This window comes from Oscillibacter sp. (genome assembly GCF_028693505.1).
GTDB lineage: Bacteria > Bacillota > Clostridia > Oscillospirales > Oscillospiraceae > Oscillibacter.
In genome coordinates this window covers 1-23,901 of record NZ_JAQUVF010000019.1, presented here as the reverse complement: position 1 = coordinate 23,901, position 23,901 = coordinate 1, and the positions used below count along the sequence as shown (strand labels likewise).

26 protein-coding genes are annotated in these 23,901 nt (G+C 60.1%); 5 read left to right on the top strand and 21 right to left on the bottom strand.

What is annotated here, in order from left to right:
- Positions 1-20: 20 nt before the first annotated feature.
- The 5 genes from PHI30_RS07160 to spoIID form a co-directional block, all read right to left on the bottom strand.
- Positions 21-1,271: a trypsin-like peptidase domain-containing protein gene (locus PHI30_RS07160; RefSeq protein WP_300025887.1), complete on the bottom strand. Its 1,251-nt coding sequence runs from the start codon at positions 1,269-1,271 to the stop codon at positions 21-23.
- Between the two features lie 6 nt (positions 1,272-1,277).
- Positions 1,278-2,732, bottom strand: coding sequence for a HAMP domain-containing sensor histidine kinase (locus tag PHI30_RS07155; protein ID WP_300025884.1), 1,455 nt, complete (start codon positions 2,730-2,732; stop codon positions 1,278-1,280).
- Positions 2,729-3,442 (bottom strand): response regulator transcription factor, encoded by a 714-nt coding sequence (locus PHI30_RS07150; protein ID WP_300025881.1) that lies wholly within the window; start codon positions 3,440-3,442, stop codon positions 2,729-2,731. The genes PHI30_RS07155 and PHI30_RS07150 overlap by 4 nt, the downstream gene beginning before the upstream one ends.
- An 81-nt stretch (positions 3,443-3,523) precedes the next feature.
- The gene (locus PHI30_RS07145) at positions 3,524-4,660 is read right to left on the bottom strand and encodes a polysaccharide deacetylase family protein (protein ID WP_300025879.1); all 1,137 of its coding nucleotides are present in this window, start codon (positions 4,658-4,660) and stop codon (positions 3,524-3,526) included.
- A gap of 70 nt (positions 4,661-4,730) precedes the next feature.
- A complete protein-coding gene (gene spoIID / locus PHI30_RS07140) occupies positions 4,731-5,750 on the bottom strand; it encodes a stage II sporulation protein D (protein WP_300025876.1) in 1,020 nt (339 codons plus the stop codon).
- Positions 5,751-5,903: 153 nt separating this feature from the next.
- On the opposite strand from spoIID, the gene PHI30_RS07135 reads away from it, so the two are divergent.
- Entirely contained in the window at positions 5,904-6,749 is an 846-nt protein-coding gene (locus tag PHI30_RS07135) for a hypothetical protein (RefSeq protein WP_300025874.1), read from the top strand.
- Between the two features lie 280 nt (positions 6,750-7,029).
- Here PHI30_RS07135 and PHI30_RS07130 read toward each other — a convergent pair whose 3' ends face one another.
- The 15 genes from PHI30_RS07130 to PHI30_RS07060 form a co-directional block, all read right to left on the bottom strand.
- Positions 7,030-7,818, bottom strand: coding sequence for an MBL fold metallo-hydrolase (locus PHI30_RS07130; RefSeq protein WP_300025871.1), 789 nt, complete (start codon positions 7,816-7,818; stop codon positions 7,030-7,032).
- Between the two features lie 19 nt (positions 7,819-7,837).
- On the bottom strand, positions 7,838-8,512 hold the full coding sequence (gene deoC / locus PHI30_RS07125) for a deoxyribose-phosphate aldolase (protein WP_300025868.1): 675 nt from the start codon (positions 8,510-8,512) through the stop codon (positions 7,838-7,840).
- On the bottom strand, positions 8,509-9,432 hold the full coding sequence (gene rbsK / locus PHI30_RS07120) for a ribokinase (protein WP_300025865.1): 924 nt from the start codon (positions 9,430-9,432) through the stop codon (positions 8,509-8,511). Before rbsK (PHI30_RS07120) ends, deoC begins: the two co-directional genes overlap by 4 nt.
- A 1-nt stretch (position 9,433) precedes the next feature.
- On the bottom strand, positions 9,434-9,874 hold the full coding sequence (locus PHI30_RS07115; protein WP_300025863.1) for a cupin domain-containing protein: 441 nt from the start codon (positions 9,872-9,874) through the stop codon (positions 9,434-9,436).
- Positions 9,875-9,918: 44 nt separating this feature from the next.
- Entirely contained in the window at positions 9,919-10,425 is a 507-nt protein-coding gene (locus PHI30_RS07110; RefSeq protein WP_300025861.1) for a hypothetical protein, read from the bottom strand.
- A 13-nt stretch (positions 10,426-10,438) separates the two neighbouring features.
- Positions 10,439-11,368, bottom strand: a complete 930-nt coding sequence (gene rbsK, locus PHI30_RS07105; RefSeq protein ID WP_300025858.1) for a ribokinase — start codon at positions 11,366-11,368, stop codon at positions 10,439-10,441.
- A complete protein-coding gene (locus PHI30_RS07100) occupies positions 11,365-12,468 on the bottom strand; it encodes an aldose 1-epimerase family protein (RefSeq protein WP_300025856.1) in 1,104 nt (367 codons plus the stop codon). Before PHI30_RS07100 ends, rbsK (PHI30_RS07105) begins: the two co-directional genes overlap by 4 nt.
- A 13-nt stretch (positions 12,469-12,481) precedes the next feature.
- Positions 12,482-13,525, bottom strand: coding sequence for an alcohol dehydrogenase catalytic domain-containing protein (locus PHI30_RS07095; RefSeq protein ID WP_300025855.1), 1,044 nt, complete (start codon positions 13,523-13,525; stop codon positions 12,482-12,484).
- Between the two features lie 16 nt (positions 13,526-13,541).
- Positions 13,542-14,330 carry an SDR family NAD(P)-dependent oxidoreductase gene (locus PHI30_RS07090; protein WP_300025853.1) on the bottom strand — a complete coding sequence of 263 codons (789 nt, stop codon included), beginning with the start codon at positions 14,328-14,330 and terminating at the stop codon, positions 13,542-13,544.
- Positions 14,331-14,427: 97 nt separating this feature from the next.
- Positions 14,428-15,426, bottom strand: a complete 999-nt coding sequence (locus tag PHI30_RS07085) for an ABC transporter permease (protein WP_300025851.1) — start codon at positions 15,424-15,426, stop codon at positions 14,428-14,430.
- A 21-nt stretch (positions 15,427-15,447) separates the two neighbouring features.
- Positions 15,448-16,437, bottom strand: coding sequence for an ABC transporter permease (locus tag PHI30_RS07080; RefSeq protein ID WP_300025848.1), 990 nt, complete (start codon positions 16,435-16,437; stop codon positions 15,448-15,450).
- A 91-nt stretch (positions 16,438-16,528) separates the two neighbouring features.
- Positions 16,529-18,112: a sugar ABC transporter ATP-binding protein gene (locus PHI30_RS07075; protein WP_300025845.1), complete on the bottom strand. Its 1,584-nt coding sequence runs from the start codon at positions 18,110-18,112 to the stop codon at positions 16,529-16,531.
- Between the two features lie 119 nt (positions 18,113-18,231).
- A complete protein-coding gene (locus tag PHI30_RS07070; RefSeq protein ID WP_300025841.1) occupies positions 18,232-19,317 on the bottom strand; it encodes a substrate-binding domain-containing protein in 1,086 nt (361 codons plus the stop codon).
- Positions 19,318-19,635: 318 nt separating this feature from the next.
- Positions 19,636-20,715: a LacI family DNA-binding transcriptional regulator gene (locus tag PHI30_RS07065; protein WP_300025839.1), complete on the bottom strand. Its 1,080-nt coding sequence runs from the start codon at positions 20,713-20,715 to the stop codon at positions 19,636-19,638.
- A gap of 535 nt (positions 20,716-21,250) precedes the next feature.
- Positions 21,251-21,715, bottom strand: a complete 465-nt coding sequence (locus PHI30_RS07060; RefSeq protein WP_300025836.1) for a nucleoside deaminase — start codon at positions 21,713-21,715, stop codon at positions 21,251-21,253.
- Between the two features lie 78 nt (positions 21,716-21,793).
- On the opposite strand from PHI30_RS07060, the gene PHI30_RS07055 reads away from it, so the two are divergent.
- Together PHI30_RS07055 and PHI30_RS07050 are read left to right on the top strand one after the other, a co-directional pair.
- Positions 21,794-22,060 carry a DUF2508 family protein gene (locus PHI30_RS07055; protein ID WP_300025834.1) on the top strand — a complete coding sequence of 89 codons (267 nt, stop codon included), beginning with the start codon at positions 21,794-21,796 and terminating at the stop codon, positions 22,058-22,060.
- The gene (locus PHI30_RS07050) at positions 22,051-22,314 is read left to right on the top strand and encodes a pro-sigmaK processing inhibitor BofA family protein (RefSeq protein WP_300025832.1); all 264 of its coding nucleotides are present in this window, start codon (positions 22,051-22,053) and stop codon (positions 22,312-22,314) included. Before PHI30_RS07055 ends, PHI30_RS07050 begins: the two co-directional genes overlap by 10 nt.
- A gap of 6 nt (positions 22,315-22,320) precedes the next feature.
- On the opposite strand, the gene PHI30_RS07045 is transcribed toward PHI30_RS07050, so the two are convergent.
- Positions 22,321-22,881 carry a hypothetical protein gene (locus PHI30_RS07045; RefSeq protein WP_300025829.1) on the bottom strand — a complete coding sequence of 187 codons (561 nt, stop codon included), beginning with the start codon at positions 22,879-22,881 and terminating at the stop codon, positions 22,321-22,323.
- A 205-nt stretch (positions 22,882-23,086) separates the two neighbouring features.
- Between PHI30_RS07045 and rplM the strand changes: the two genes are divergently transcribed.
- Both rplM and rpsI read left to right on the top strand, forming a co-directional pair.
- The gene (rplM, locus tag PHI30_RS07040) at positions 23,087-23,518 is read left to right on the top strand and encodes a 50S ribosomal protein L13 (RefSeq protein WP_300025827.1); all 432 of its coding nucleotides are present in this window, start codon (positions 23,087-23,089) and stop codon (positions 23,516-23,518) included.
- A 15-nt stretch (positions 23,519-23,533) separates the two neighbouring features.
- Positions 23,534-23,901, top strand: a 368-nt coding sequence (gene rpsI, locus PHI30_RS07035; protein WP_300025824.1) for a 30S ribosomal protein S9, incomplete at its 3' end; no start/stop codon positions are given.

Below are 23,901 nucleotides of genomic sequence, written 5' to 3'. Positions count from 1 at the left end.
TATTTTGAAATGAGGGTTTTTCAGGAGACGCCCTGTTCCAGCTCCAGCGTGACGTTCAAAATTTCTCCATCGCGCCACAGCTCCACCGGCATTTCCTCGCCCAGATGATACTGCCGTCGGGCGCGCAACAAATCCTGACTGTCCCGCAGCTCGATGTCCCCGGCAGTGAGCAGATAGTCCCCCTGCTGAATCCCGGCCCTGCCCGCGGCGGAGTCCGGCGTCACTTCCAAAACCTCCACGCCCCAGAGGGTATCGCTGAGCAAACTCCCGTTTTGCAGCACCGTCACGCCCAAAAGCGGCTCCGGCAAAACCTCGCCGCACGAGAGCAGGTCGTTCACCATCCGCTCCATGGAAGCCGACGGAATGGCAAAGCCAAGCCCCTCCACATTGGAGTACCGGGAGCTCATTTTGATGACGTTGATGCCCACCACCTGACCGTACTGATTGATGAGCGGGCCGCCGGAGTTGCCGGAGTTCAGCGCCGCGTTGGTCTGGATCAGCGTCATGGTCCGCCCGTCCACCTGCACGTCCCGATTGATGGCGGAAACGATGCCGTCCGTCAGCGTGCCCCGCAGCTCCACGCCCAGCGGATTGCCGATGGCGTACACCGGGTCGCCCACCGTCAGCAGATCCGAATCGCCAAACGCTGCCGCAGGCAGGTTCACGCCGTCCATCTTCAAAATCGCCAGATCGTTCTTTTCATCTCCGGCTACATAGTTTGCCGCATACTTTCGTCCCGTGTCCAGCGCCACGGTGCAGTCCGTGCTGCCCGCCACCACATGGTAGTTGGTCAGAAGGTACCCGTCCGCGGTAAAGATCACGCCGGTGCCCACGGAGACGCCCGTTCCGTTTTCCAGCTGGGCCATGACCGTCACCACCGCGGGATTCACCTGCTGATAAATTTCCTGCACCGTCATGGGGTCCCCGTGGTCCCGGTCCAGCGGCAAGCGGACGCCCTGTCCCGTGGGATAGGAGGGGATGGTGACCTCGCCGGTACTCTCCGGCTGGGCCTGCTGATAATAGTCCTCGCTCTGCTGACTGTACAGGCGGCTCATCGTCCAGCTGATGCCGGCCAGCGCCGCCGCCACGACAAAGCAGCCGAGGAAGATCCACAGTCCCTTCCGCCCCCGCCTGCGCATCGGAAGCGCCGGTTTTTTCCTTCCCGGCAGCGGGCGGGTATAGACCTCCACCACCTCCCGGTATTCCCGTGGGCGGTACGTTTCCACGATTTCCTCCGGCGAATGCCGGTCCGTTCTGTTTTCTTCCTCCATGCCGCCTCATTCCGTGGCCAGAGAGAATGAAAACGTTGTCACGCCGTTTTCACTGGTCACATTGATTTTTTCACGGTGCTGCTCCAGAATCGTTTTCACGATATACAGCCCCAGCCCCACGCCGTCCTTGTCCTCAGAGCGGGACTTGTCGCTTTTATGGAACCGCTCGAACAGCAGCGGCAGCTCCTCCGCCGGGATCGTATCTCCCAGATTCTGCACGCTCACCCGGGCCCTGCCGTCGATGCTGGCCACGCCCAGATACAGCGTGGACCCCTCACGTGCAAATTTTGTGGCATTTTCCAGCAGATTGTAGATGACCTGGGTGATCATATCGTTGTCCCCCAGCGCCAGGATCGGCTCCTCCGGAATATCCGCGTCCACATCCAGCTGCCGGTCCGTGATCTTCTTTTCCATGGAGATCAGCACCCGGCGCATACTCTCGCAGATATCGAAGTGGCTGCCGCCGCGCAGAGGGTCGATGGCCTGCAGCTGGCTCACGTCCAGCATTCGCCGCACCATGCGGGAGAGGCGGCGGCTCTCGTCGGAAATGATTTGCAGATACTGCTGCTCATTTTCCGGTGGGATGGTGCCATCCAGAATGCCGTCTGTATAACCGGCGATGGTGGTCATGGGCGTTTTCAGCTCATGGGAGATGTTGGCCACAAATTCCCGCCGCTGCCGCTCCGTCTGCTGGAGCGACTCGGCCATATTGTTAAAGGAAGCCGCCAGTTCCCCGATCTCATCATCCCGCCCATAGTCGTTCATGCGGATGTCAAAGTTCCCCTCCGCATACTGCCGGGTGGCCTGCGCCATTTCCCGGATGGGCTGGATCTGGCGCATGGTGGTGACGGAGGAGGCCATGAAGGAAATCATCAGCACCACAAAGGCCGTCATGAAAAATAGTCCCACAAAGCCCTTCCACATGGCGTCCAGCGACGTGGTGGTGGAGATGGCAAACACCTCGCCCACCGTCTCCTGCCGAATGGGATTCACGGCGGTGACGCCCACCACGAACCGCTTCGTACTGTACAGTCCGTCCAAATCCCCGCGGCTGGCGGCGCTGCCCTCCTTCATAATCTGCGCTGTCATCTCCTCCGGCATGGTCACGCTCTTGCCGGAAAGGCCCGGGTCGGTGGAGAGCAAAACCCGCCCGCGGGTGTCGCAGATCATGAACTGCACGTCGGACACCGTGGCGGCAAAGGAGGCCAGCTGCTGGAAATCCGGGTCGCTTTGCAGCTCTTCGATGGTAAGAAAGCGGCCGTTTTCCAAATAGCTGACGGAAAGCTGGCTCATAACCTGCGCCTTGCTTTGGACCTCCTCGCTCTTCTGGCCCCGGGCATAGTTATAGCTCAGGGAAAAAAACGAGGCGCCCAGCAGAAAAAGCGTCAGCATGACCATACCGGCGGTCACCCAAAGCTGCCGCCAGTACAGACCCTGAAACCGTTTGGAAAACCGTTTCATCCCTCGCTCTTTTCCGCCGCCGACCGGGCGGGCGTCAGCTCAAACTTATAGCCCACGCCCCAAACCGTTTTCAGCGCCCACTGGCCGGAGATATTCTCCACCTTTTCCCGCAGGCGCTTGATATGCACGTCCACCGTGCGGCTGTCGCCAAAATAGTCGAAGCCCCACACCTCGTCCAGCAGCTGGTTGCGGGTATAGACCCGGTTGGGCGTGGCGGCCAGATGATACAAAAGCTCCAGTTCCTTGGGCGGCGTGTCAATTTTCTTTCCATCCACGATCAGCTCGTAGGAATCCAGATTGATGACCAGCTTATCAAAGGTCAAGCGCTTGCTGGTGTCGTTGGGAATCTCCGTGCGCCGCAGCACCGCGTTGATGCGGGCAATCAGCTCCTTCATCTCAAAGGGCTTGACGATATAGTCGTCCGCCCCCATTTCCAGCCCCTGAATGCGGTCGAACACCTCGCTTTTGGCGGTGAGCATGATGATGGGGACCTTGCTGGTCTCCCGGACCTTGGCGCACACGGCCCACCCGTCCATCACCGGCAGCATGATATCCAGCAGGATCAGGTCCGGGGCCTGCTTTTGAAATTCCTCGATGGCCTTCCCGCCGTCCCCGGCGATCCGCACGTCGAAGCCCTCTTTTACCAGATACATGTGAATGAGATCGGAGATGTTGCGATCGTCCTCCACCACCAAAATATTGCGGCCCATGGCGTTTCCTCCCGTACATTGCGTTTTACTCAATTATACCCGTTCCTGCCGGGCTATGTTGAATTTTTTGTAAATAGTGTCTCACGTAGTCTCGGTGAAGGGCAGGCACCGGTCTCCCGCCTCCCCGGCTGCCGCCACCAGCGCCCGCGCTCCCACAGCATTGAAGCGCTCCCCCAGCCAGAGCGTCACGTTCCCCCGGCGCTCGGACACCCGCTTTAAAAGGCTTTCCGCCTGAGAGACGCTGCGCAAGTCGTAGTCCGACCGGTCCAGATCCGGATGCAGGCACCGGAATCCAGCGTCCTCCGCCGTTTGCACCGCCGCGGCGTCCCCGTTTTTGATATAAACCAGCCGACTTTTCTGGAAGGTGGCGCGCCAGAGCGCCTCGTTGCCCGCGCGCAGCTGCTCTTCCACCGTTTCGCGTTTGTCGGCGGCGTCGATCACAAGGCCGATCATCTGGCCGGTGGCAGCCATGCGCCGCAGCAAATCCCCCTGCGTCTCCAAAAATTCCGGGGAGCAGAAAAACGCCGCCCGGGCCGCATAGCGGTCCAGCACATCCAGAAGCTCTCCGGTTTGACTGCCCGCCTCCATGCAGAGGTAAAGGCTCTTTCCCCCGGTGGTCACTTCCGGCGTTTCCGCCGGTTTTTCCACGGTTGGCGTCTGCGTACTGCCGGTCGGTTGGCGCGATTTGAGATACTGGGTGTAACACGTGGCCATGGGATAGGTTGCCGCGTCGGCAAAGTCCTCGTCGGAAAGGCCGTAGCCCGGCTGGCGCAGCCAGACCAGATACCCGTGCTCCACATTGGGGATCAGCGAGTACTGCAAACCGAAAAAGCTTGCCACCAGCGAAACCGGCACAAATACATTCCCGTTTCGCCGCACGGCCCCCGGATAGTAGGTGTTGCCGTCGGTATCCTGGGCATACGTTTTGGAAAGGTCAAACATCAAGGGCCGGTCTTCCTCGTTGTAAAGGATCAGCGGCTGCTTTGCGTTGGCGGGCACATGGGAAATGCCCAGCGAATTCCACACCATCCCGGTAAACATGCTGCTGGAAACATAGAGGTAGCCGCCGGACCAGAAGGGCATGGTGGCGTCCGTCATGGGCAAAACATTGCTGCCCACCGCCACAAAATAGACGCTGGACGCGGCCCTTGCCGGCGGGGCCGCTAACTGCACGATCACAAGCAGGCACAAAAGCAGCGCCGCAGCTCTTTTTTTCATGCGCCGTCCCCTCCCTTTTTCCCGTGGTATTGCCTGTATTTTACCACAGTCCTCCAAGACTTGTAAAGCGTCAGCCCTGCCGGTAGGGTCCCACCGTCACGCCGGTATAGTAGTGTGTCAAAATTTCCAGATAATCCGCGCCCTCCGCCGCCATCTCATTGGCGCCGTACTGGCTCATGCCAACGCCGTGGCCATATCCGGTGACGTAAAACACCAGCTTTCCGTCCTGCACCTCCCATTCAAAGCAGGCTGAGCGCAGACCCAGAATGGAGCGCAGCGTCCCGCCCTTGACGGTGACGCCGCCCACCGTGACCTTTTCAACGCTCCCCGCCGAATCGGTGACCGCGTCCTTGAGCCACCCCGCCACGCCGCCGGAGAGATCTGCTCCCTCGCAGGCGGCGAGGACCTTGGTTTTGAATTCCTCCGCCGTGAACTCCACGCGGCTGAAATAATTTGGGATGCTGTCCTCCGGCTCCGGCGACGTGACCGCCTGCAAATAGGGCAGGTCGTTGACCCACACCTCTCCCGCCGCCCGGGTCAGTCCCGCCGAGCAGGAGTGGAACACCGCCAAAATGGGCGCGCCGGCGTACAATATCGCCTGCCCGTCGGTCTCCTTCACCGCCGTCTCGATCTTTTCCTCGTTCTTCCGGCCGCTCTTTCCCCAGTTTTCCAGCGCCCGGTCCTCCGCGAGATACGCCTGACAGCAGGTGGAATCCGTGCAGATATCGGCGGAGTCCCCGTGGTTGCCGCCGGAGCGCATTTTATAGAGCGTATAGGTCCGCGCCGCCACCGCCTGGGCCTTGAGCGCCTCTATTTCAAAGGAGGCCGGCATTTCCGCCCGGACCACCCCCACAAGGTAGGCGCCAAGGTCCATCTCCTCCACCGTGTCTCCGTTTAAAACCTTCAAGTGCGTCTGGGCATCCAGATCCCCGCTGACAAACGGAGCGCCCTCCGTTTCATCCACCGGCGTTTCCAGACCGAACAGCGCGGACCGAAAGGGCGCGATCACCGCCAGAGGCAGCAGGAACAGCGCCAAGAGCAGTGCCGCGGACACCACTACGCTTTGTCGAATGGAGCGTTTTTTCATCATGAGTCTCCTCCTCTTCCGTATGGGGATAGCCTGTCCCTCTACTCTATGCCGCGACCCTGCGGAAAATGTGGCCCGGCATGGACAAACCACGGTGGCTATGCTATACTAGCATCTGTATTTTTGCCAATCTTTCCTCCGAAAGGGGCTTTTCAGATGAAAAAGCAGTATTTGCTCCCTTTGTCCGCCGTGGCGGGGGGCATTGTGGCCCTGTTCCTGCGGGCAGCGCAAAACCGCACCGGCTTTGAAACGGAAACCGGCCTGCCTATTCCCGGCAGTCTCCCGGGGATTGCCCTGCCGGTGCTGCTGGCGGCACTGGCGCTTCTCTTTTTTCTGCTTTCCCGCCGGCTCCCCAGCGAAGGGGCGCCAGGTCCCGCCCTTCCGGCGGATTTTTCCACCAGAGATGCGCGGCTGCTGGCGCTGCCGGTGGCCGGTTCCTTCCTCATCGCCCTCTCCGGCACGCTGGACCTGCTTTCCGGTTTCGGCCTGCTGGGCGGGATCTCCGCCGCGTCCGCAGACACGCTGACAACGGGCTTTTCCCCCCGGTCGCATCTTTTGATGGGCCTTTTTTCCCTCGCGGCGGCGGCAGGACTCTTCCTATCCGCCGCAGCCTGCCGCCGGCAGGGCCGCAGAGAAAACGCTCCCGTCCTTGCAGGCACATGGCTTTTGGTCCCCGTGGCGGCCCTTGTCGTCCGGCTGGTGCTGACTTACCGGGCATGCTCCGTGAATCCGTCTTTAGAGGCGTATTATGTGGAGCTGCTGGCCCTTGTATTTTTGACGCTGTCGTTCTACCGGCTCTCTTCCTTCGCTTTTCAGGCAGGGCAGACCCGCCGGTTTGCCCTGTACGTCTGCGCCGCTGTGGTTTTGTGCATCGCCGCAGTGGCGGATACCGCAAAGCAGCCCGGCTCTCTTCTGGCATACCTCGGCAGCGGCGCGACGTTGCTGGGATTTTTGCTGCTGCGACTGAGCGCCCCGCCGTCCTTTGAAAAAGACGTGGAGTAGTATAGCACCTTTTCCTCTTTGATTCTACCGTTTTCGCCCGCCGGCAGCGCTGTCGGTGGGCGAAAATCAAAATAGGAAACGGGTCAGCTTGTGGCTGACCCGTTTCCTATTTTGGAAGATTGGATGAAAAGAAGTTTTGTCTCTTGCAAGTATTAAGATACCGGAAAGTTGTTAAGCAAACCAGCGCCAATTATTACGAAAGTTTTAAATCTCCGCATCCTTTTTTCTCTTTACAAATTGTTCACATTATTTTGCCGCAAGTCTTTGCGCGGCAATGGTTTCAAGGGGCCTCCCCGCCGACGAGGCAGCCCTCGCCCTGACACAGCATTTGCACGCGGCACCTTGGCGCCAGCGCGCCGATGCTCTCGATGATCTGCTGAGGATCGCCGTGATGGAGGGGGAAGGTCCAGAAGTGGCACGGGATGCAGACCCTGCACCCCAGCAGTCCCGCATAGCGGGCGGCCTCCACGCCGTTCAAATTGCCAAAGGCCCCGTTGATGGGCAGAATGGCCACCTCGGGACGCATTGCCAGAGGGACCGCGAGGCGGCTGAGCGTCAGCGCGGTATCGCCCGCGTAATAGAGCCTGCCAAAGCCGAAATCCAGCAGAAAGCCCAGCGCCTCCGGGGCCAGCTCCCCATGGTCGCAGTCCACCGGGAGCAGGGTGCACTCCCCCAGAGCTTCCGCCTGCCCCTTGTGCAGCACGTGTATTTGGTCAGCGGCAAAGCCCATCTCCTCCATTTGGGCCGCCACCACGCAGTTGGTATAAACCTGCGTCTTTTCCCGCACCAGATCGCCGATGGCGTCCACGTCGAAGTGGTCGTTGTGCTCGTGGGAGATGAGCAGGACGTCCAAATCCAGTTCTTTCGCTTCGCACGGCGGCGGCATCAGCCGCTTAAATCCGTCCCCCTCCTCGGGGATGAGACGCTGCACGCAGTTGGAGAGATACGGGTCGATGGCAATTTTCCTGCCGCCCGCCGTCTTGATGAGAAACCCTGCCTGACCCAGCCAGAAAACAGCGGCCTGACCGGGCTTTACCGCCTGCCCTTCCACCGCTTCCGGAAAGTTCATTTGCCCGTCTCCTTCCCGCTTACTCGCCAAGCGCCGCCGCTTCGCCCTTGCAGATTCCCGGCGTGGAGCCAAAGCCCACGCCCAGACGGTGAACGCCCATGTCCACGTATTTTTTCGCGGTCTCATAGTCCCGGATGCCGCCGGAGGGCTTCACCTTGATACGGCCCTGCGCGGCTTCCAGCATGGCCGCGACAGCCTCCACGCTGGCCCCGGAGGCGGCAAAGCCGGTGGAGGTTTTCACGAAGTCCGCCCCGGCATGGATGCAAAGCTCGGTGGCCTTTTTGATCTCCTCCACCGTCAGGCAGCAGCTTTCAAAAATGACCTTCACGCCCACGCCGTGGGCCTTGGCGGCGCGCACCACACCGGCGATCCCCGCCTCCACCTCGTCCCACTTCCCGGAGCGGGCATACCCGAAGTTCATCACCATATCGATCTCCGCCACGCCCTTGGCGGCGTACTGCTCCGCAAGCGCGGCCTTGCCCTCGGCGGTGCTGTCGCCGTGGGGAAAGTCCAGCACGCAGCTGACGCGGGTGTTGGTGCCCTTACACATAGAGACGGCCAGATCGATGTCGCAGGGGCGCACACACACGGAATAGACGTCATAGTCGATGCCCAGCTGGATGGCGTCTCGCACCTCCTGCTCGGTCATATTGGGTTTCAGCACCGCATGGTCAAAATAGCGGCTGATTTTCATGTTGCATTCCTCCTCATAAATGTTTCCAGTGTCTCCCGGTCCGGCATGGACGGCAGCGAACCGTGGCGGGACGCCGTCAGCGCGCCTGCGGCGTTGGCCCGGCGCAGCGCCTGGGCAAGGGAGTCTCCCCCGGCCAGAGACACGCACAGCGCGGCGTTAAAAGAGTCCCCCGCCGCCGTGGTATCCACCGCCTCCACGGGATAGGGCGGGCAGAGCAGCTCGTCTTCCTCCCCGGCGTACAGGCACCCCCGCTCCCCCAGCGTCACGATCAGGTTGCGCACGCCCTTTTTCCGGAAGGCGTCCACCACCGCGCGCCGCCACGAAGCATTCTCCATTTCGGATTGATAGTACCCTGTGAAGAACTCCGCCTCCGTCTCATTGGGGGTGAAGAAGTCCACGGTTTTAAAATACGCGCCCGGTACATTTCTGGCGGGAGCCGGATTTAAAACCGTCCGTACCCCTGCCCCGTGGGCAATGCGCAGCGCCTCGGTGACGGCCTCCTCGTTGACTTGCAGCTGCATGAGCAGCACATCGGAGTGCTCAATGAGCGACTGCGCCCGGCGGACCTCCTCCACCGTAAGCTTTTCGTTTGCCAGGGGAGCTACGATGATGGCGTTGTGCCCGGCGTGGTCCACGTGCACGCAGCAGGTGCCGGTTTCGCCCTCTTGGCTTACAAACTCCGCGTGGATGCCCTCCCGCCGGAGATTTTCCAGCAGAAACGCGCCCCGCTCGTCCCGGCCCACCTTGCCGATCATGTGGACCTCGGCTCCCAGACGCGCCGCCTGCACCGCCTGATTGCCGCCCTTGCCCCCGGCATAGAAGCCGTTGCGGTCCCCGGTCACCGTCTCGCCGACCCTCGGAAGACGGTCCGCCCAGATAAAGCAGTCGTACAGCAGATCGCCCAGAACCGTGATCCGCATCTTACTGCTCCCGTCTCTTTTGGAGATAGTCCGGGTCCAGATATTTGAAAGCGGTGCCCCAGGCCTTCTTCCGGGTAAAATACACGTCGTTTTGCTCCTGCTTGGGCCAGAGGGTAAAGAGCTTGAATTCCTTTTCGTTCATGGTGTTGTCGATCCAGTGGAACACGTGGGGCGGGATGATGATGATATCGCCGGGTTTCACGGGGACACTGTCCTCATCCAGCCAGAGGATGCCGCTTCCCTCCACGATGTAATAAATCTCCGCCTCCTCGTGAGCGCCGCCGCCGGTGCGGCAGCCGCCCTTCAAGGTGCCCTCGTTGATGTTGATGACGGGAAAGCCCGCCATCTCGTCGCCGGTGAGCTGCTTGGAAGAATATGTCTCATCGCACACAAACGGCGCGACGTTTTCCGCGTTGACAAGCGTCCATTTTTTCTTTTCCATAGCATTGTTCCTCCGATATTTAAAATTGAGCCGGTTTCTCCGGGTCAGGGATAAAGCTTCAGTTCGCTGGTCTCGGTCCACGGAATGGGCGTGCCGAAGTTTTCCAGCAGGTCCATGCGCAGGTACTTGGCCTCCACCGGCTGTTCCAGCAAAATTTCCTGCCAGCCCTCTGCCTTTTCCAGCTCCACGTGGGCAAGGAAGGTCCACGGGACGTCCTCGATGCGGTCCTCCTTCCGGCGCAGCTTTCTGGGCTCGTCGGTATTGCTGATGTAAAGGTCCACGGCTTTTGCCAGCTCCTCCAGCACGCTGATATCCAGTCCCACGTTGCGGAAGATACGGATTTTGCCGATCTTCTGGCTCTCTCCGAAAAAGCTCACCACCACCGAGGCAGGCCCCTTGGTGTTGGCGCCCCAGGTGCCGCCGTTTCGCTCTGTGTCGTCCCGAATCAGATTCGCCACCCAGAAGGTGGGGTCCGACTCCGTATGGCTTGCCCACTCGATGCGGGTATAGTAGGAGCCGTCTCTTCTCACGCCCAGCGGATACAGTTCCATTGTTTTCCTCCTGTCAGCCATAAACTTTTTGATACAGCGTCTCGATCTCCGCCCGGCGGGGCATGGCGGGGGCCGTTCCCAAACGGGTCACGGACAGCGCGCCGGTCACGTTGCCCCAGCGCAGCGCGGTGAAGAGGTCCGCCCCCTCCGAGAGCGCCGTGACGAAGCCGCCGTTAAAGGCGTCCCCCGCGCCGGTGGTATCCACGGCCTCCACCTCCAGCCGGGGCAGCAGCTCGCTTCTTTCCCGGTCCATGGCAAACGCCCCCATGGACCCCAGCGTGATGACCACCTGTTTGACCCCCTTGGAAAGAAACACCTCCGCGGCCCGGCGGGCGTCCGCCTCCGTTTTGACCTCCACGCCGGTGAGCAGCTGCGCTTCCGTCTCGTTTGGCGTCACAACGTCGATCATGCGGAGAATCTCGTCCGGCAGTTCCTTTGCCGGAGCGGGATTGAGCACAATGGGCACGCCCGCCTCATGAGCAATTTTGATGACGCGGAACAGCGCGTCAAAGTTTACCTCCAGCTGCACCAGCAGCAGCCCCGCCCCTTCGATGAGGGCGCGGCACTTCTCCACGTCTCCCTCCGTCAGGCAGCCGCAAGCGCCGCTGATGACCACGATCTCGTTTTGCGCGGAGTGTTCATCCACCGTGATGAGGGCGCAGCCGGTCTCGTGGTGTGCATCCTTCAGCACATAGCGGGTATCCATCCGCTCCCGTTCGTAAAAGTCCGTGGCGACGGCGCCGAACACGTCCTGTCCCACCTTAGTGACAAGGGTTACGTCCGCCCCCGCCCGATGGGCCGCCACCGCCTGATTGGACCCCTTGCCTCCGGGCCCCATGGAAAAGGCGCTGCCCAAAACCGTCTCCCCCGGCATGGGAAGCCGGGGGCTTCTGGCGGTCAGATCCACCACGAAGCTGCCAAAGACCACAATTTTTTTCTTCATTCTCCGATTCCTCCCCTGCGGATCTCCGCAATTTCCCGCTCCAGCGCCGCGATTTCCTCAGCGCCGTCCAACATGCCGATCTCCAGGTCCACGCATCGGCTCTCCATGGACGCGAGCACCGTGAGCGTTCCCTGCTCCCGCTGCTCCCGCCGGCTTTTGGGGTGGCAGATTCCCGGTTCAAACGCAAAGACATACTCCCCCGGACGCTCCACCTTCCACTGGGCAAGGCAGGGCAGCTGCGCCCGCGTATAGCGCAGGTACAGCCCCAGCGCAAGGTCGTCGTTGACCAGCGCCATCACGGTCTTTCCCGCCCCGTCGGTTTTCGGTTCGTGAAAAAACTGCTGCTCTAGCGCGCCGGGGCGGGGACCGCCGCAACGGTCGTACCCCTCCATCCCGGCCTTGGAGACTTCCGTCTCGGCCCAGACGCGCCCCACGGGCAACAGCAGCCGGGACCCGTCATCCAAAATAGGGTGACCGATATTGATGTGATAGAAAAACAGCAGCGGGCTTGGTGCGGCGCTCTCGTTGGTGAACACGTCCCGCAAAAAGAAGCGCTTTTCGCCAAGGCGGGCCGTCACCGTTCTGCGAAGGGTCAGGTGCTCCCCGTGGAGCCGTCCCTCGCTCATGCGGCCGGTCACCTCCATGGTGTAGCCCCCCGCCGTCCACGCCTCCCGCGTGCCCACGTTGTCAGCCCCGGTGTTGGAGATGTCGCCGTGGAGTCCGTAGGGCACCGGCCCCAGAACGGGGTGCTCGTCTACGCAGGCCGGTCCCACATTGGAAAGGCCGCAGGTGGTCACCATGCCCGCAAAAAAGCTCTGGAGCCACTGGCTTTCCCGGGGGTCATGATACCCGGGGGCCGTGACGCCTGCCTTGGAGAGGTAGGAAACCGGCACGCCCCGGTACCGGCAGTCCACAATGTCCATGCCCCGGCCGGGGAGGACGGTGAATTCCAGCCCGCCCCCGGTGCGCACGTCCACCGCCTCCACGCCCCGGGCCTTTCCGTCGCTGAGCGTGCAGCGGCGCAAAGATGCCGCCTGCGCCATATTGCCGTAGTACGCGATGCAGGACGGTCGGTCCTGCATGGGGTTCCACTGCTTCATAGCCGCTTACCGCTCAGAAATCCACCATGATCTTGATGCGGCTGTCGTTGCGTTCCTTTACCGCCGCAAAGGCCTCCCGCGCCTTTTCAAAGGGATAGCGGTCGGTGATCATGGGCTTGAGGGAAACATGCCCGTTGGAGAGTAGATCCAGAATGGGGCGGCCCATATTGGGCGTGCCCGCCGCGCCCACCAGCGTGCAGTTTTTGGCGATCAGCCGGTCCAGATTGGCGGAGGGAATTTCCTGCTCATAGAACCCGGGGATGACCAGCGTTCCGCTGGGGCGCAGCATTTCCAGCATGTCGTTGAACAGCTCCGCGGAGCCGGTGGTATCCAAAATCACGTCCATGCCCCGGCCGCCCGTCTCCCGCATCACCACATCAAAAAGATTTTCCCGGGTGGTGTTCACCAGCACGTCCGCGCCCATGGTCTTGCCCACGGCCAGCTTTTTGTCCTTCCGCCCAGCCAGAATCACCTTTCCTGCGCCCATTCCCTTGGCGCAGGCCATACCGCCAAGGCCGATGGGCCCGGTGCCCACCACCAGCAGATTTTGCCCCGGTCCCATCTGGGAGCGGGTCAGGCCGTAGAGGCCGATGCTGGAAGGCTCCACCAGCGCCGCCTCGTCCAGCGGCACGTTGTCCGGGACCCTGTAGGTTAGCCGCTCGGGCATGAGCATGTACTCCGCGAACGCACCGGGCCAGCACGCGCCGGTGGTGCCGATGGCGCGGCCGTTGACGCAGCTTTGATAGTCGCCCCGCAAACAGTACTCGCACTCGCCGCAGGAATAGCCGGTGTCGCTGATGATCCGGTCGCCCACCTTCAGCCGCCACGCTTCGCTGCCGGTTTCCACGATGACGCCGGACCACTCGTGCCCGATGCGCACGGGATAGATGGGGTCCATGCCCGCACCCAGCTTCAGCGTCCCCGCCGCAATAGCCACATCCGTGGCGCAGATGCCGCAGTGGGCGACCTTTGCGAGAATTTCCCGGGGGCCGGGCACCGGGCGGTCCATTTCCACCATCCGCAGCTCGCCGGGCTGATACGCTACCAATACTTTCATAGCGCGTTCTCTCCTTTTAAAAGTCTCGGGTGTAGCCGCAAATCCACCCGCCGTCCACCACGTTGACGGTCCCCGTCATATAGGCGGAGTCGTCCGAAGCCAAAAAGCACGCCATGCCCGCGATATCCTCCGGCTCGCCGGGGCGGTGCATGGGGATGTGGGACATCATGGCCTCCGCCTTTTGCGCGTCCGCGTAGAAAAGCTTTTTGGTCCCCTCGAACATGATGGACCCCGGCGCGATGCCGTTGACCCGGATGTTGAGCGGGGCCAGCTCCAGCGCCATGGCCTTCGTCAGATTGAACACGCCCGCCTTGGCGGCGGTGAAGGCGCACTGGAGCCGCAGCGGCGCAAGGCCCACGATGGAGCCGATGTTAATGATACTGCCGCCGTGGCCCTGCTTTTCCATCTGCAAAATGGCGGGCTTGGAGCAGTAATACACGCCGTTGAGGTCCACGTTGATGATCTTTTCCCAAAGCTCGTCGGAGTACTGGTGGATGGGCTTGCGCTCTTCCGGTCCGCCGTTGATGCCGGCGTTATTCACCAGCACGTCCAGAGCGCCGAAGAGACCCACGGTCTCCTCGATCATTGCCCGGGCGCTCTCCTTGTTGCCAACATCGGCAATCACCGCAGCGGCGGCGCCGCCCGCGGCCGTAATTTCATCCACCGTGGCTTGCAGTGTGGCAAGCGTCCGCCCCGCCACCGCCACCTTTGCCCCGTTGCGGGCAAAGGCCTTTGCCATGGCGCCGCCGATGGCGCCGCCGGCTCCCGTCACAAGAACGACCTTATCTTTTAAATCTACCTGCATGATTTTCGCTCCTCACATCAAAATTGGGTGGTACGCTTTCACCCGTCGGTCTTTTTTCCATACGCAAGCAGGGCCACTCCGTCCCGCTTTGGGATTTTTACGCCGCGACCTTCCTCTTTTGCCGGTACAGGTCGCACAAAACAGCGGCTGCCATCAAAAGGCCCTGCACCGCCACCTTCATGGTGGCAGGACACCCCAGGAAAATGATGGCGTTTTCCGCCACGAACACCAGCGAAATGCCGATCAGCACGCCCAGCGGAGACCCCTTGCCGCCAGCTAAGCTGACGCCGCCCACCACGCACCCGGCAATGGCGCGGAACTCCCAGCCGTCTCCGGTCTCCGGCAGACCCACGCCCACGTCCAGCGTCAGCAGCAGCCCTGCCACCGCGGAGAGCGCGGCGGAGATGATATACGCCTGCACGCGCATCTTATCCGCGTGGATGCCGGAGAGGATGGCCACCTCCCGGTTGTCGCCCACCGCCAGAAGTCTGCGGCCCCACAGCGTTTTTTTGATGATCACAAACACGATGGCGAAGATGGCCACCATGATCCATACGTAGATCGGCATGCCAAAATAGCGCCCGTCAAAAACATCCACCAGCTTGTGGCTTTCCTGGGTGGCGAGGGAAAACTGATACCCCTTAACGAAAAGATACCGTGCGCCGCCCACCATATAGAGCGTTCCCATGGTGGCCACAAAGTCCGGGATTTTCCAGTAAACCACCAGCACGCCGTTGAGAACGCCCACCGCAAGGCAGGCCGCCATGGCGATCACGATGGCGGGAAACATGTCCATGCCATGGTCCACCACCAGCGAGGACATGATGATCCCCGCAAAGCCCGCCACCTTGCCGGTGGAAATATCCACCTGTCCCACCATCAGGGGGAAGCTGGCGCCCAGCGCCGTCAGCGCGATGAAGGTCAGCTGCGTGAACATGGAAGAGAAGTTGCCCACGGATAAAAAGGCGGGACGGAGCACCGTCGTCACCGCAACGATGATAATCAGCGGGATCAGCACGCCGAATTCGTCTGTCCGCGTCAGACGCCGCAGCGCCCCGGTCTGTGTTTTTTGAATCGTCTGCTCGTTCATTGTCATTCATCCTCCTTCCAGCCCGGGTCAGACAAGCTTGCGTGCTTCCAGCCGCTTGCGCTGAATGTCCATAATGACGGACAGCACCAGAATCAGGCCGATGAGCACCAGCTGCAGGTTTGTATTGACGTCCAGAATCCGCAGGCAGTACCAGAGCGTGTGGAACAGCAGCACGCCCAGCGCAATGCCAAAGGCGGAGCCCGCGCCGCCGGTCATGGAAATGCCGCCGATGGCGCAGCAGATGATGGCCCGGAACTCTCTGCCGCTTCCAAATGCCGCGTTGGCAGCGCCGGCGTTCAGCGTATCAAAGAGTCCGCCCACCGCCGCAAACGTACCGGCAAGGATAAAGGCAATGAGCTTGATGCGTCTTGCGTTCAGCCCTGCCATCACCGAGGCCTCCTGATTGCCGCCCACGGAGCGCAGCGAGTACCCGTACCGGGTCCGCCGGATCAGCACATCCAGCAAAACGATCAGCAGCACAAAGACGAAGAACAGCCAGCTCAGCCCCAAGGGCTTGGCTCTTGTGACGGAGGACAATCCAAGCGACGCGATGGACTGCGGCTCTCCCTGGGAGATGGTCACCGCAAGGCCCTGACAGATAAACTGCGTGGCCAGCGTGGTGATCCAGCTGCTCAGGCCCAGATAGCAGACGCAAACGCCGTTGAGCGCCCCCACCACCGCGCCGGTGAGCAGGCAGATCAGCACGCAGGGGACCAACCCCAGCCCCCACTGGCTGGCGGCAATGCCGCACATGACGCCCGCCAGGCACCCGTTCATGCCCACGGACAGGTCGATCTCGCCTGCCATGATCACCAGCGATTCTCCCATGGTGGCGGCTCCGATGAAAACGCTGCCCACCAGAATGGAAGAGATGTATTTCCATGTGAGGAAGTTGGGTTTCAAAATGGTTGTGATGACGCATACGATTAAAATCGGGATCAAAATTCCGAATTCCGGCGTCAGCAGCAGCTTCAGCCCGAGTCCCGAACGCTCGTTTCTTTCTTTTAGTCTCATCATATGACTGCACCTTTCCGCTGCCCGGCAGGCCCGAAGCGCAAACGACGGCGCGCCCTTCCCGCAGCATCATTCGATTTTCGGAGGCATGCGCTCAAACCGCCGCCTGCTGTTCCCGTTTTTCCTCATTCCGGAAGGTCTTGGTCGCCAGCTGCATGATCCGGATCTCCTTGGCCTCGTCCTTTTGTAGCTCGCCGGCCACCCGCCCCTCCGCCATAATTACCATTCGGTCGCTCATGGCGATCAGCTCGGGAAGGTCGGAGGAGATGATGATGATGGCGGCTCCGGTGGCGCTGAGCTGATTGATCAGCTGATAGATTTCGTTCTTCGACCCCACGTCGATGCCCTTGGTGGGCTCGTCGAGGATGATGACCTTCGGCTCCGTGTTCAGCGCCCGGGCGATGACCACCTTTTGCTGGTTTCCGCCGGAAAGCGTGGCGACCCGGGTATTGAGGCTGGGCGCTTTGATGCGCAGGTCCTGAAAATAAGGCTCCGCGCGCCCCCTGATCTTCTGCCGGAGCACAAAGCAGGCGTGGCTCACCGCCTTCAAATTGGAAATGACGATGTTCTTCTGGATGTCCCAGCTGAAGTTCAAGCCGTAGCGCTTGCGGTCCTCGCTGACCATGCTGATGCCGTGGCGTACGGCGTCCTCCGTGGTACGGATGTGGATTTCCTTTTGATCGAGAAAGATTTTGCCGGACTTCAGGGGCATCATGCCGTAAATGGCCGAGCACACCTCGGACCGGCCCGCGCCCACCAGCCCGCCAAGGCCCAGCACCTCGCCGGAGTGGACGGAGAAGGAGACCTCGTGGATCAAATCCCGGTTTGCGATGTAGGGATGCTCCACCGTGAGGCCCTCCACCCGGAAGATTTCCTCCCCGACGGGGTTGTCTCGCGTGGGATACAGGTCGGACATCTGGCGGCCGATCATATCGGCGATGATCCGCATGGTGTCGTACTCCGCCTTTTTATAGGTACTGATATTCCTGCCGTCCCGCAAAATGGTGACCCGGTCGGTCAGCTCCAGAATCTCCTCCAGCTTGTGGGTCACGAAAATGATGCTGGTGCCGTGCTCTTTTAAGTTTCGCACCACCTCGAACAGGCTCTCCACATCGCTGGCGGAAAGGGAGGTGGTAGGCTCATCCAAAATGAGGACCTTCGGCTTGGTCGCCAGCGCCCGGGCGATCATCAGCATCTGCTGCTGACCGACGGACAGCTTCCGCACGTCCGCCTTCGGGTCCAAATCGATTTTATTGTCTTTGAGCAGCTCCGTGCAGGCCTGATATAGTTTTCCAAAATCCACAAACGGGTTTTTGGAATGACGGCCCTGGACCTGCAACGATTCCAGACGGAGATTCGACATATAGATATTTTCCGCCACGCTGAAGTTTTTCAGCACGTTCGTCTCCTGCGGCACGTAGCCGATTCCCTGACGGATGGCGTCCAGCGGGCTGGACGGCTTAATCTCCGTCCCCTCCAAAACCAACGATCCCTCATAAGAACCGCTGGGGTATATCCCATTTAACATTTTGAGCAGCGTGGACTTTCCGGCGCCGTTTTCGCCGATCAGACCCAGTACTTCGCCGTATTTGACGTTCAGGCAAACCGCGTCGTTTGCCAGCACGCCGGGAAACCGCTTTGTGATATTTACGGCTTCCAGCACATAGTTCGTCTCCATAACTTCCCCTTCCCCGGTCCGTGTGCTTCCGTTCACCTTGCAACGCGCTTTGTGAATGCTGAGAGGGTGTTACCGGGAGAGCCCTTGTAACACCCTCTCGGGAGATTCAACCGCGTTTCTTATTTAAAGAATTCCTGCACCTGCTTGGCGATCTCGCGATGGAACTCCATGCCGTTTTTGCCCTCGCCGTCTGCCGTCACAACGGGCGCTTCCAGATCCGTCCACTCCGGAACGGTGCCGCCGCGGAAAATGGTATCCAGATATTCCATGGTCTTGTAAGCCTCGTCATAGAGGGGCTGGGCCACGATGGCCTGCACCTTGCCGGCCTCCAGATAATCGAGGTTGGCCTCGGTGGAGTCCATGCCGACGATGAAGATCTCGCCGTCTGCCTTACCGGCCTTGGTGGCGGCGTCCGCCCAGGTGATGGGGGAGTTGCCGGTGGTGCCGAAGGCGCCGATGATATCGGAATGCGCCTGAATGATGGCGAGGTTGGTCGCTGTGGCGGCATCCACCACGCCGCCTTCCAGCTGCACATCCAGCACGGTGATTTTGCCGAGATCATAAGTACCGTTCAGGGAGTCCCAGGTCTTGCGAAAGGAATCGGTGGCGGCGTTTTCCGTCACGTTCTTGGTGTTTTGCGTCAGCGCCACGCTGCCGGACTTGCCGTCCAGATTCTTGGCCATCAGCTCGGCGACCTGCTTGCCGTAGAGCGTGGGGTCACAGGCCATGTTGAAGGCCAGACCCTCGGGGTACTTGCCGTCCGCCTGCTTGTGGTTGAAGTGGGGGATACCCACGACCACGCCCTGACTTGCGCAGCTGGCAATGGTCTCATAGCCGCTGGAGTCGCCGGACCAGAGCAGCAGACCGTTGCCGCCTTCCGCCGCAAAGGCCTCCGCCGCCGCAAACGCCTCGCTGGTGTCGCCGCCCTCGGTACCGATGACCTTCGCATTGGTATAGCCCAGCGCCTCGGCGGCCTTCAAAAAGCCCAGCTGGACAATGCGGTGGACGGGGTGGTTCATGTTGTCCATGCAGATGGCAACGTAGTAGTCCTCGGGGTTGAAGTCCTTCGCCGGCTCCGCCGTGCCCTCCTGCTTTTCAGGATTGGCGGCAGGGGCTTCCTCCTTGGACCCACAGCCCGCCAGGGACATCGTCATGACCAGTGCCAGTGCCAGTGCCAACGCTTTCAAGCTTTTTTTCATTTTCATGACCATACCTTTCCGCTGCCCGGCGCTTCCTCTCTTGGGGTCCTCCGCGCAGCATATCCAAGTTTGTTCGTCCAGGGTTCATGCAAGAGCTTTTTCAAAACACGAAGAGAGATGTGGGGGGTATCTTTTGCCTGCTTGAAACTGATGTACGCTGTGGCCGCTTTGGAGTCTATCAAGACAATTCGGCGGCGCCCTCTGCCGCCCTTTGCGGTTCCCATTATGCGGGACAGTCCCGCCCACCTTTCGTATTTTGGGTGCAACCCCTCCTTCCTTTCATCAATCTTCCCCGCATTCTCCGGTATTTTCCAGGTTGTGGTCTCAGATCAAAATGTCCTCGTTCATGGCGCCGCGCAGCTTTTTCTCATACAGCTCAAGATTGCTTTTCAAAACGATCTGCGGGTCCAGCAGAATCTCCGTCCCTTCAAATTTTCTGCCCTCCGTCAGATACTCAAACAGATATTTGGTGGCAAGCCTGCCCTGCGTATAGGGATTTTGAAAGATGGTGGCAAGGACCAGTCCGGATTTCAAAAAGTCGATCATCTGCGGAAACACGTCGGAAGCCACGATTTTCAGCTTTCCGCCGTAGCCCATTTCCACCAGATGGTTGCAAAATGCCACCGAGTTGGCGGTTGCCATGTAGATGCCGTCCAGATCCGGGTGCTCTTTCATCAGCTTTTCCGCCAGCGTGTAGGCCCGCTGGGGCATGTCGTGGTGCTCGTAAATCCCCGCAAAGGAGAAGCCCTGGCGTTCCACCTCCGCGAGAAAGCCCTCGGCGGTCCGAATATGGACCTGAGACGTCAGCTGGCCGGTGACCAGCGCCACCTTTTTCCCCCGCCCCAGCACCATTCCCAGCAGCTCGCCCGCCATGCGCCCGGCCACGAGGCCGTTGCTCTGGACGGTAAAAAGGCGGCCGTCCTTATCCAGATCCGTGGTCATGGTGACCACGGCCATCTTCCCAAGATTCAGCTGGCGAATCCGCTCCGAGAGAATTTTTTCCCCCTCCGGCGGAACCAGCAGCACGCCGTCGTACCCGAGATAGGCCATCTCCTGCAGCCGCTCGGCAAAGGCTGCCGGCTCGCTGGGGATCGTCAGCATCTCCATGCTCACGTGATAGTCCTGCAAATCCACCAGCGCTTTCTGGATGCCTCTGCGGACCTCCTTGTCGTAATCGTGGATCAAATCCGGAAACAGCGCCGCAAACCGTTTTTCCTTCCGAGAGAGGCTGGCAGCTGTTTTGCTGGCTTTATAGCCCATTTCCTCCGCTGCTTCCAAAATCTTTTTTCTGGTATCCTCGCTGACATCCTCTTTCCCGTTCAGCGCGCGGCTGACGGTGGCAATGGAAATTTGCAGCTCCTGTGCGATATCATAGATGGTCAGCTTCGTCTCTTTCGTTTTCATTTCGACACCTCTCGCCATTATTCGTAAGCGCTTACGAAACTAAGGGAAAAAAGAGAGCGGCAACGAGCGTCCGCTTGCAGCGGGACACAACCGCCTTCAAAAAACTTTCTTCGACTTTCTTTCACCGGTTTCAGCGCATTTCGTAAGCGCTTACGAAACTGGTAAAAAACAGAGGCAAACAACAAACCTGCCATTGGGGAATGTCTCTTGTTTGCCATCTTCGTCCGGCGCACCTTTTTGCTTTGTCCCCACTTGTCCCTGTACTGTGGGGTCTTGGCCCGCGCCATCGCTTTTGTTAAGTACACGATAGCACAGATATGGTCAATGTGCAATATTTTTTTGACCTCTCCTTGTCACATTTGTTAAATATAAACAGTTTCCTTCTTTGCTTTTTACCGGCGAACCAAAAATTCGGGGGAATATTTTTTTATTTCCGGAAATATTGTCAAATAATAGACGATCTTTCGCCAAAACGATCCCGCGCAGCGCGGGATCGCCCGGTCCCTGCCGGTAAAATTTTTGCAGCGCACAGACATTATGACGACTCTCTGCTCTTTCTCAGCGCCGCGAAGAACGACGCCAAAACCGCCCGGCAGGACTCCGCCAAAATGCCGCCCACCAGCGCCGGCGGGTTTGGAAAGGACTCCAGAAAGAGGTTCGTCACGCCGCCGCAGGCCCCCATGGCTTCGTCCCGCGCTCCGTACCACACCCGCGAGATGCGGGCGTTCAAAATTGCTCCGGCGCACATCGGGCACGGCTCCAGCGTCACATACAGCTCGCACCCGTCCAGCCGCCATTGCCCCAGGGCCGCATTGGCCTGCGCAATGGCTTCCATCTCGGCATGGGAGGCGGCGGCCTGTTTTTCCTCCCGCCGGTTGCGGCCCCGGCCCACCACCTGCCCGTCCCGGACGATGACGCAGCCCACCGGCACTTCCCCTGCCGCAGCCGCCTCCCGGGCCAGCTCCAGCGCCTGGGCCATATAGCGTTCCTGTTCTTCCATGGTTTCTTTTCTCCTCCGTATGAAAACTGGCATATTTGTCCAAACTCTCCATAAACGTAGGGTAGGAGGGACGCTGCCATGAAATCGCTTTTCTTTTCCTCAAAAACCGTGCCAGATCCCGAGCTGATTGCTTTGAAGGCGGAGCTGCTGGAGGCGCAAAGGGAATTGTCTTTCGCCTATCGCCAGTTCAATCAGGCTTTGGACCCGGAGCTGGTGGAATCCTGTGTCTATCAGATCAGTGCTGTGAAAGCACGATGCAACTATCTCATTCGCGTCATCAAGGAGCGGAGCCCCGAGACCGCCGCGGCTGCCGCCCGTCTGGAGGAGGACAGCGCATGGACCTGAGTCAAAAAATCATTGCGGGCCTGCTGGCAGGCTTTTTTCTCATTGCCCTGCTGCGGGTCTTTCGCGCGCCGCTGCGCCTTGCGCTGCGTCTTTTGGGCAACACCCTTCTTGGTTTTCTGGCTCTCTGGGTCGTGAATGCAACGGCGGGCGTCACGGGGATCGCTCTGGGGCTGAATGTCTGGAACGCTCTGGTCATCGGCGTCCTCGGTTTGCCGGGTTTCGTGCTTTTGCTGCTGACGCAGTGGATTCTTTAGTACATATTATACTTCATTCCCCTGGGCGTCCCGAAATTCATGGCTTGCGTGGAATCCTCCGTACCCGGCCTGAAATTCCAGAATGGTCAAAGACGGATTCTCCTTGATGGGCAGCGTCATTTCCGGCTGCTCATCAAAGCGCAGCCAGAGTGTTTCCACCTTCGGATTCTCGCTCCAGCCCACAAAATAAACGCTCCGGTCATCGTCCCAGCCGGTGAGAAACTCCGTGTAGATCCGGCTGCCCGGACGCGCGCAGTACATGCTGTATGGACGGCGTGAGCTGTACGCCTCATACTTCCCGCCTTCATTTTGCCGGAACCGGACGATCCACACATCGTCCGGTTTTTTCTGCTGGCGGCGGAAGAGCACGAAGCGGTCCTCGCCCCGATCCTCCACCGCCAGCAGCTCCACATGGTCCCCCAGCCGCTCCCCGGCCGTTTCCATGATATACCGCTCAATGGACGCCGGGTCGTTTCCATAGATCGTTGGCCGATAACCCGCCGCAAACAGCAGCACCACAATACTGAAAAGCAGGAAACGCAGCCGCTCCACGGTCTCTCGTTTCATCGTCCACCTCCAAAATCCAAAAACAGGGTGGGAGCATTTGAGAGCATTTTAAAGAAAATCGAAGAAAGCAAAAGAATTCATATTGTTAAATGAATTTACAGTTGACAGAAGTTGTCCACCGTGATATAAATAACCTTGCTCCGATTTTAACCCGGAGCTCTTAATTTGTAAAGCAAATACAAATATATCTATCGGAGGAAACACCATGTCCACTTTTATGGCAAGCAAGGCCAACATTGAGCGCAAGTGGTACATCCTGGACGCCGCCGGCAAGCCCCTCGGCAAGACCGCTGTCCGGGCTGCCGACCTGCTGCGCGGCAAGACCAAGCCCACTTTCACCCCCAACGCCGACTGCGGCGACAACGTGATCATCATCAACGCCGGCAAGGCAGTGCTCACCGGCAACAAGGGCACCCAGAAGATCTACCGCACCCACTCCGGTTGGGTGGGCGGCCTGAAGGAAACTCCCTACCGCATTCTGATGCAGGAGAAGCCCGACGTTGCTATGCGCGTAGCAATTCGCGGCATGATGCCGAAGAACACCGTCGCCAAGGATTCTCTGAAGCGCCTGCACATCTACGCTGACGCCAACTACGAGCAGCAGGCCCAGCAGCCCGTCGCTCTGGACGTCGAATAAGGAGGAGTAAAGAGAATGTATCAGTCTAAGAAGCCTTATCTGTATGGTACCGGCCGCCGGAAGTCCTCCGTGGCCCGCGTCCATCTGTTCCCCAACGGCACCGGCTCCATCACCGTCAATGGCCGTGACATCGAAGAGTACTTCGGTCTGGACACGCTGAAGATGGTCGTCCGTCAGCCCCTGGAGTCTACCGGCAACACCGGCAAGATGGATATCGTTGCCACCGTCACCGGCGGCGGCGTGTCCGGCCAGGCCGGCGCTCTGCGCCACGGCATCTCCCGCGCCCTGCTGCTGGCCAGCGAGGACAACCGTCCCATCCTGAAGAAGGCCGGTTTCCTGACCCGCGATCCCCGTATGAAGGAGCGCAAGAAGTACGGCCTCAA

What these genes read in the sequence shown, in the direction of transcription:
- PHI30_RS07060 (WP_300025836.1), bottom strand. Translation starts at nt 21,715, where the DNA reads ATGGAAGAACAGGAACGCTATATGGCCCAGGCGCTGGAGCTGGCCCGG.
- PHI30_RS07090 (WP_300025853.1), bottom strand. Translation starts at nt 14,330, where the DNA reads ATGCAGGTAGATTTAAAAGATAAGGTCGTTCTTGTGACGGGAGCCGGC.
- rplM (WP_300025827.1), top strand. Translation starts at nt 23,087, where the DNA reads ATGTCCACTTTTATGGCAAGCAAGGCCAACATTGAGCGCAAGTGGTAC.
- PHI30_RS07065 (WP_300025839.1), bottom strand. Translation starts at nt 20,715, where the DNA reads ATGAAAACGAAAGAGACGAAGCTGACCATCTATGATATCGCACAGGAG.
- PHI30_RS07045 (WP_300025829.1), bottom strand. Translation starts at nt 22,881, where the DNA reads ATGAAACGAGAGACCGTGGAGCGGCTGCGTTTCCTGCTTTTCAGTATT.
- PHI30_RS07145 (WP_300025879.1), bottom strand. Translation starts at nt 4,660, where the DNA reads ATGAAAAAAAGAGCTGCGGCGCTGCTTTTGTGCCTGCTTGTGATCGTG.
- rbsK (WP_300025865.1), bottom strand. Translation starts at nt 9,432, where the DNA reads ATGCGGATCACGGTTCTGGGCGATCTGCTGTACGACTGCTTTATCTGG.
- PHI30_RS07070 (WP_300025841.1), bottom strand. Translation starts at nt 19,317, where the DNA reads ATGAAAATGAAAAAAAGCTTGAAAGCGTTGGCACTGGCACTGGCACTG.
- PHI30_RS07055 (WP_300025834.1), top strand. Translation starts at nt 21,794, where the DNA reads ATGAAATCGCTTTTCTTTTCCTCAAAAACCGTGCCAGATCCCGAGCTG.
- rbsK (WP_300025858.1), bottom strand. Translation starts at nt 11,368, where the DNA reads ATGAAGAAAAAAATTGTGGTCTTTGGCAGCTTCGTGGTGGATCTGACC.
- PHI30_RS07150 (WP_300025881.1), bottom strand. Translation starts at nt 3,442, where the DNA reads ATGGGCCGCAATATTTTGGTGGTGGAGGACGATCGCAACATCTCCGAT.
- PHI30_RS07160 (WP_300025887.1), bottom strand. Translation starts at nt 1,271, where the DNA reads ATGGAGGAAGAAAACAGAACGGACCGGCATTCGCCGGAGGAAATCGTG.
- spoIID (WP_300025876.1), bottom strand. Translation starts at nt 5,750, where the DNA reads ATGATGAAAAAACGCTCCATTCGACAAAGCGTAGTGGTGTCCGCGGCA.
- deoC (WP_300025868.1), bottom strand. Translation starts at nt 8,512, where the DNA reads ATGAAAATCAGCCGCTATTTTGACCATGCGGTGCTGAAACCCAATATG.
- PHI30_RS07135 (WP_300025874.1), top strand. Translation starts at nt 5,904, where the DNA reads ATGAAAAAGCAGTATTTGCTCCCTTTGTCCGCCGTGGCGGGGGGCATT.
- PHI30_RS07130 (WP_300025871.1), bottom strand. Translation starts at nt 7,818, where the DNA reads ATGAACTTTCCGGAAGCGGTGGAAGGGCAGGCGGTAAAGCCCGGTCAG.
- PHI30_RS07075 (WP_300025845.1), bottom strand. Translation starts at nt 18,112, where the DNA reads ATGGAGACGAACTATGTGCTGGAAGCCGTAAATATCACAAAGCGGTTT.
- PHI30_RS07155 (WP_300025884.1), bottom strand. Translation starts at nt 2,732, where the DNA reads ATGAAACGGTTTTCCAAACGGTTTCAGGGTCTGTACTGGCGGCAGCTT.
- PHI30_RS07110 (WP_300025861.1), bottom strand. Translation starts at nt 10,425, where the DNA reads ATGGAACTGTATCCGCTGGGCGTGAGAAGAGACGGCTCCTACTATACC.
- PHI30_RS07115 (WP_300025863.1), bottom strand. Translation starts at nt 9,874, where the DNA reads ATGGAAAAGAAAAAATGGACGCTTGTCAACGCGGAAAACGTCGCGCCG.
- PHI30_RS07095 (WP_300025855.1), bottom strand. Translation starts at nt 13,525, where the DNA reads ATGAAAGTATTGGTAGCGTATCAGCCCGGCGAGCTGCGGATGGTGGAA.
- PHI30_RS07050 (WP_300025832.1), top strand. Translation starts at nt 22,051, where the DNA reads ATGGACCTGAGTCAAAAAATCATTGCGGGCCTGCTGGCAGGCTTTTTT.
- PHI30_RS07080 (WP_300025848.1), bottom strand. Translation starts at nt 16,437, where the DNA reads ATGATGAGACTAAAAGAAAGAAACGAGCGTTCGGGACTCGGGCTGAAG.
- PHI30_RS07100 (WP_300025856.1), bottom strand. Translation starts at nt 12,468, where the DNA reads ATGAAGCAGTGGAACCCCATGCAGGACCGACCGTCCTGCATCGCGTAC.
- PHI30_RS07085 (WP_300025851.1), bottom strand. Translation starts at nt 15,426, where the DNA reads ATGACAATGAACGAGCAGACGATTCAAAAAACACAGACCGGGGCGCTG.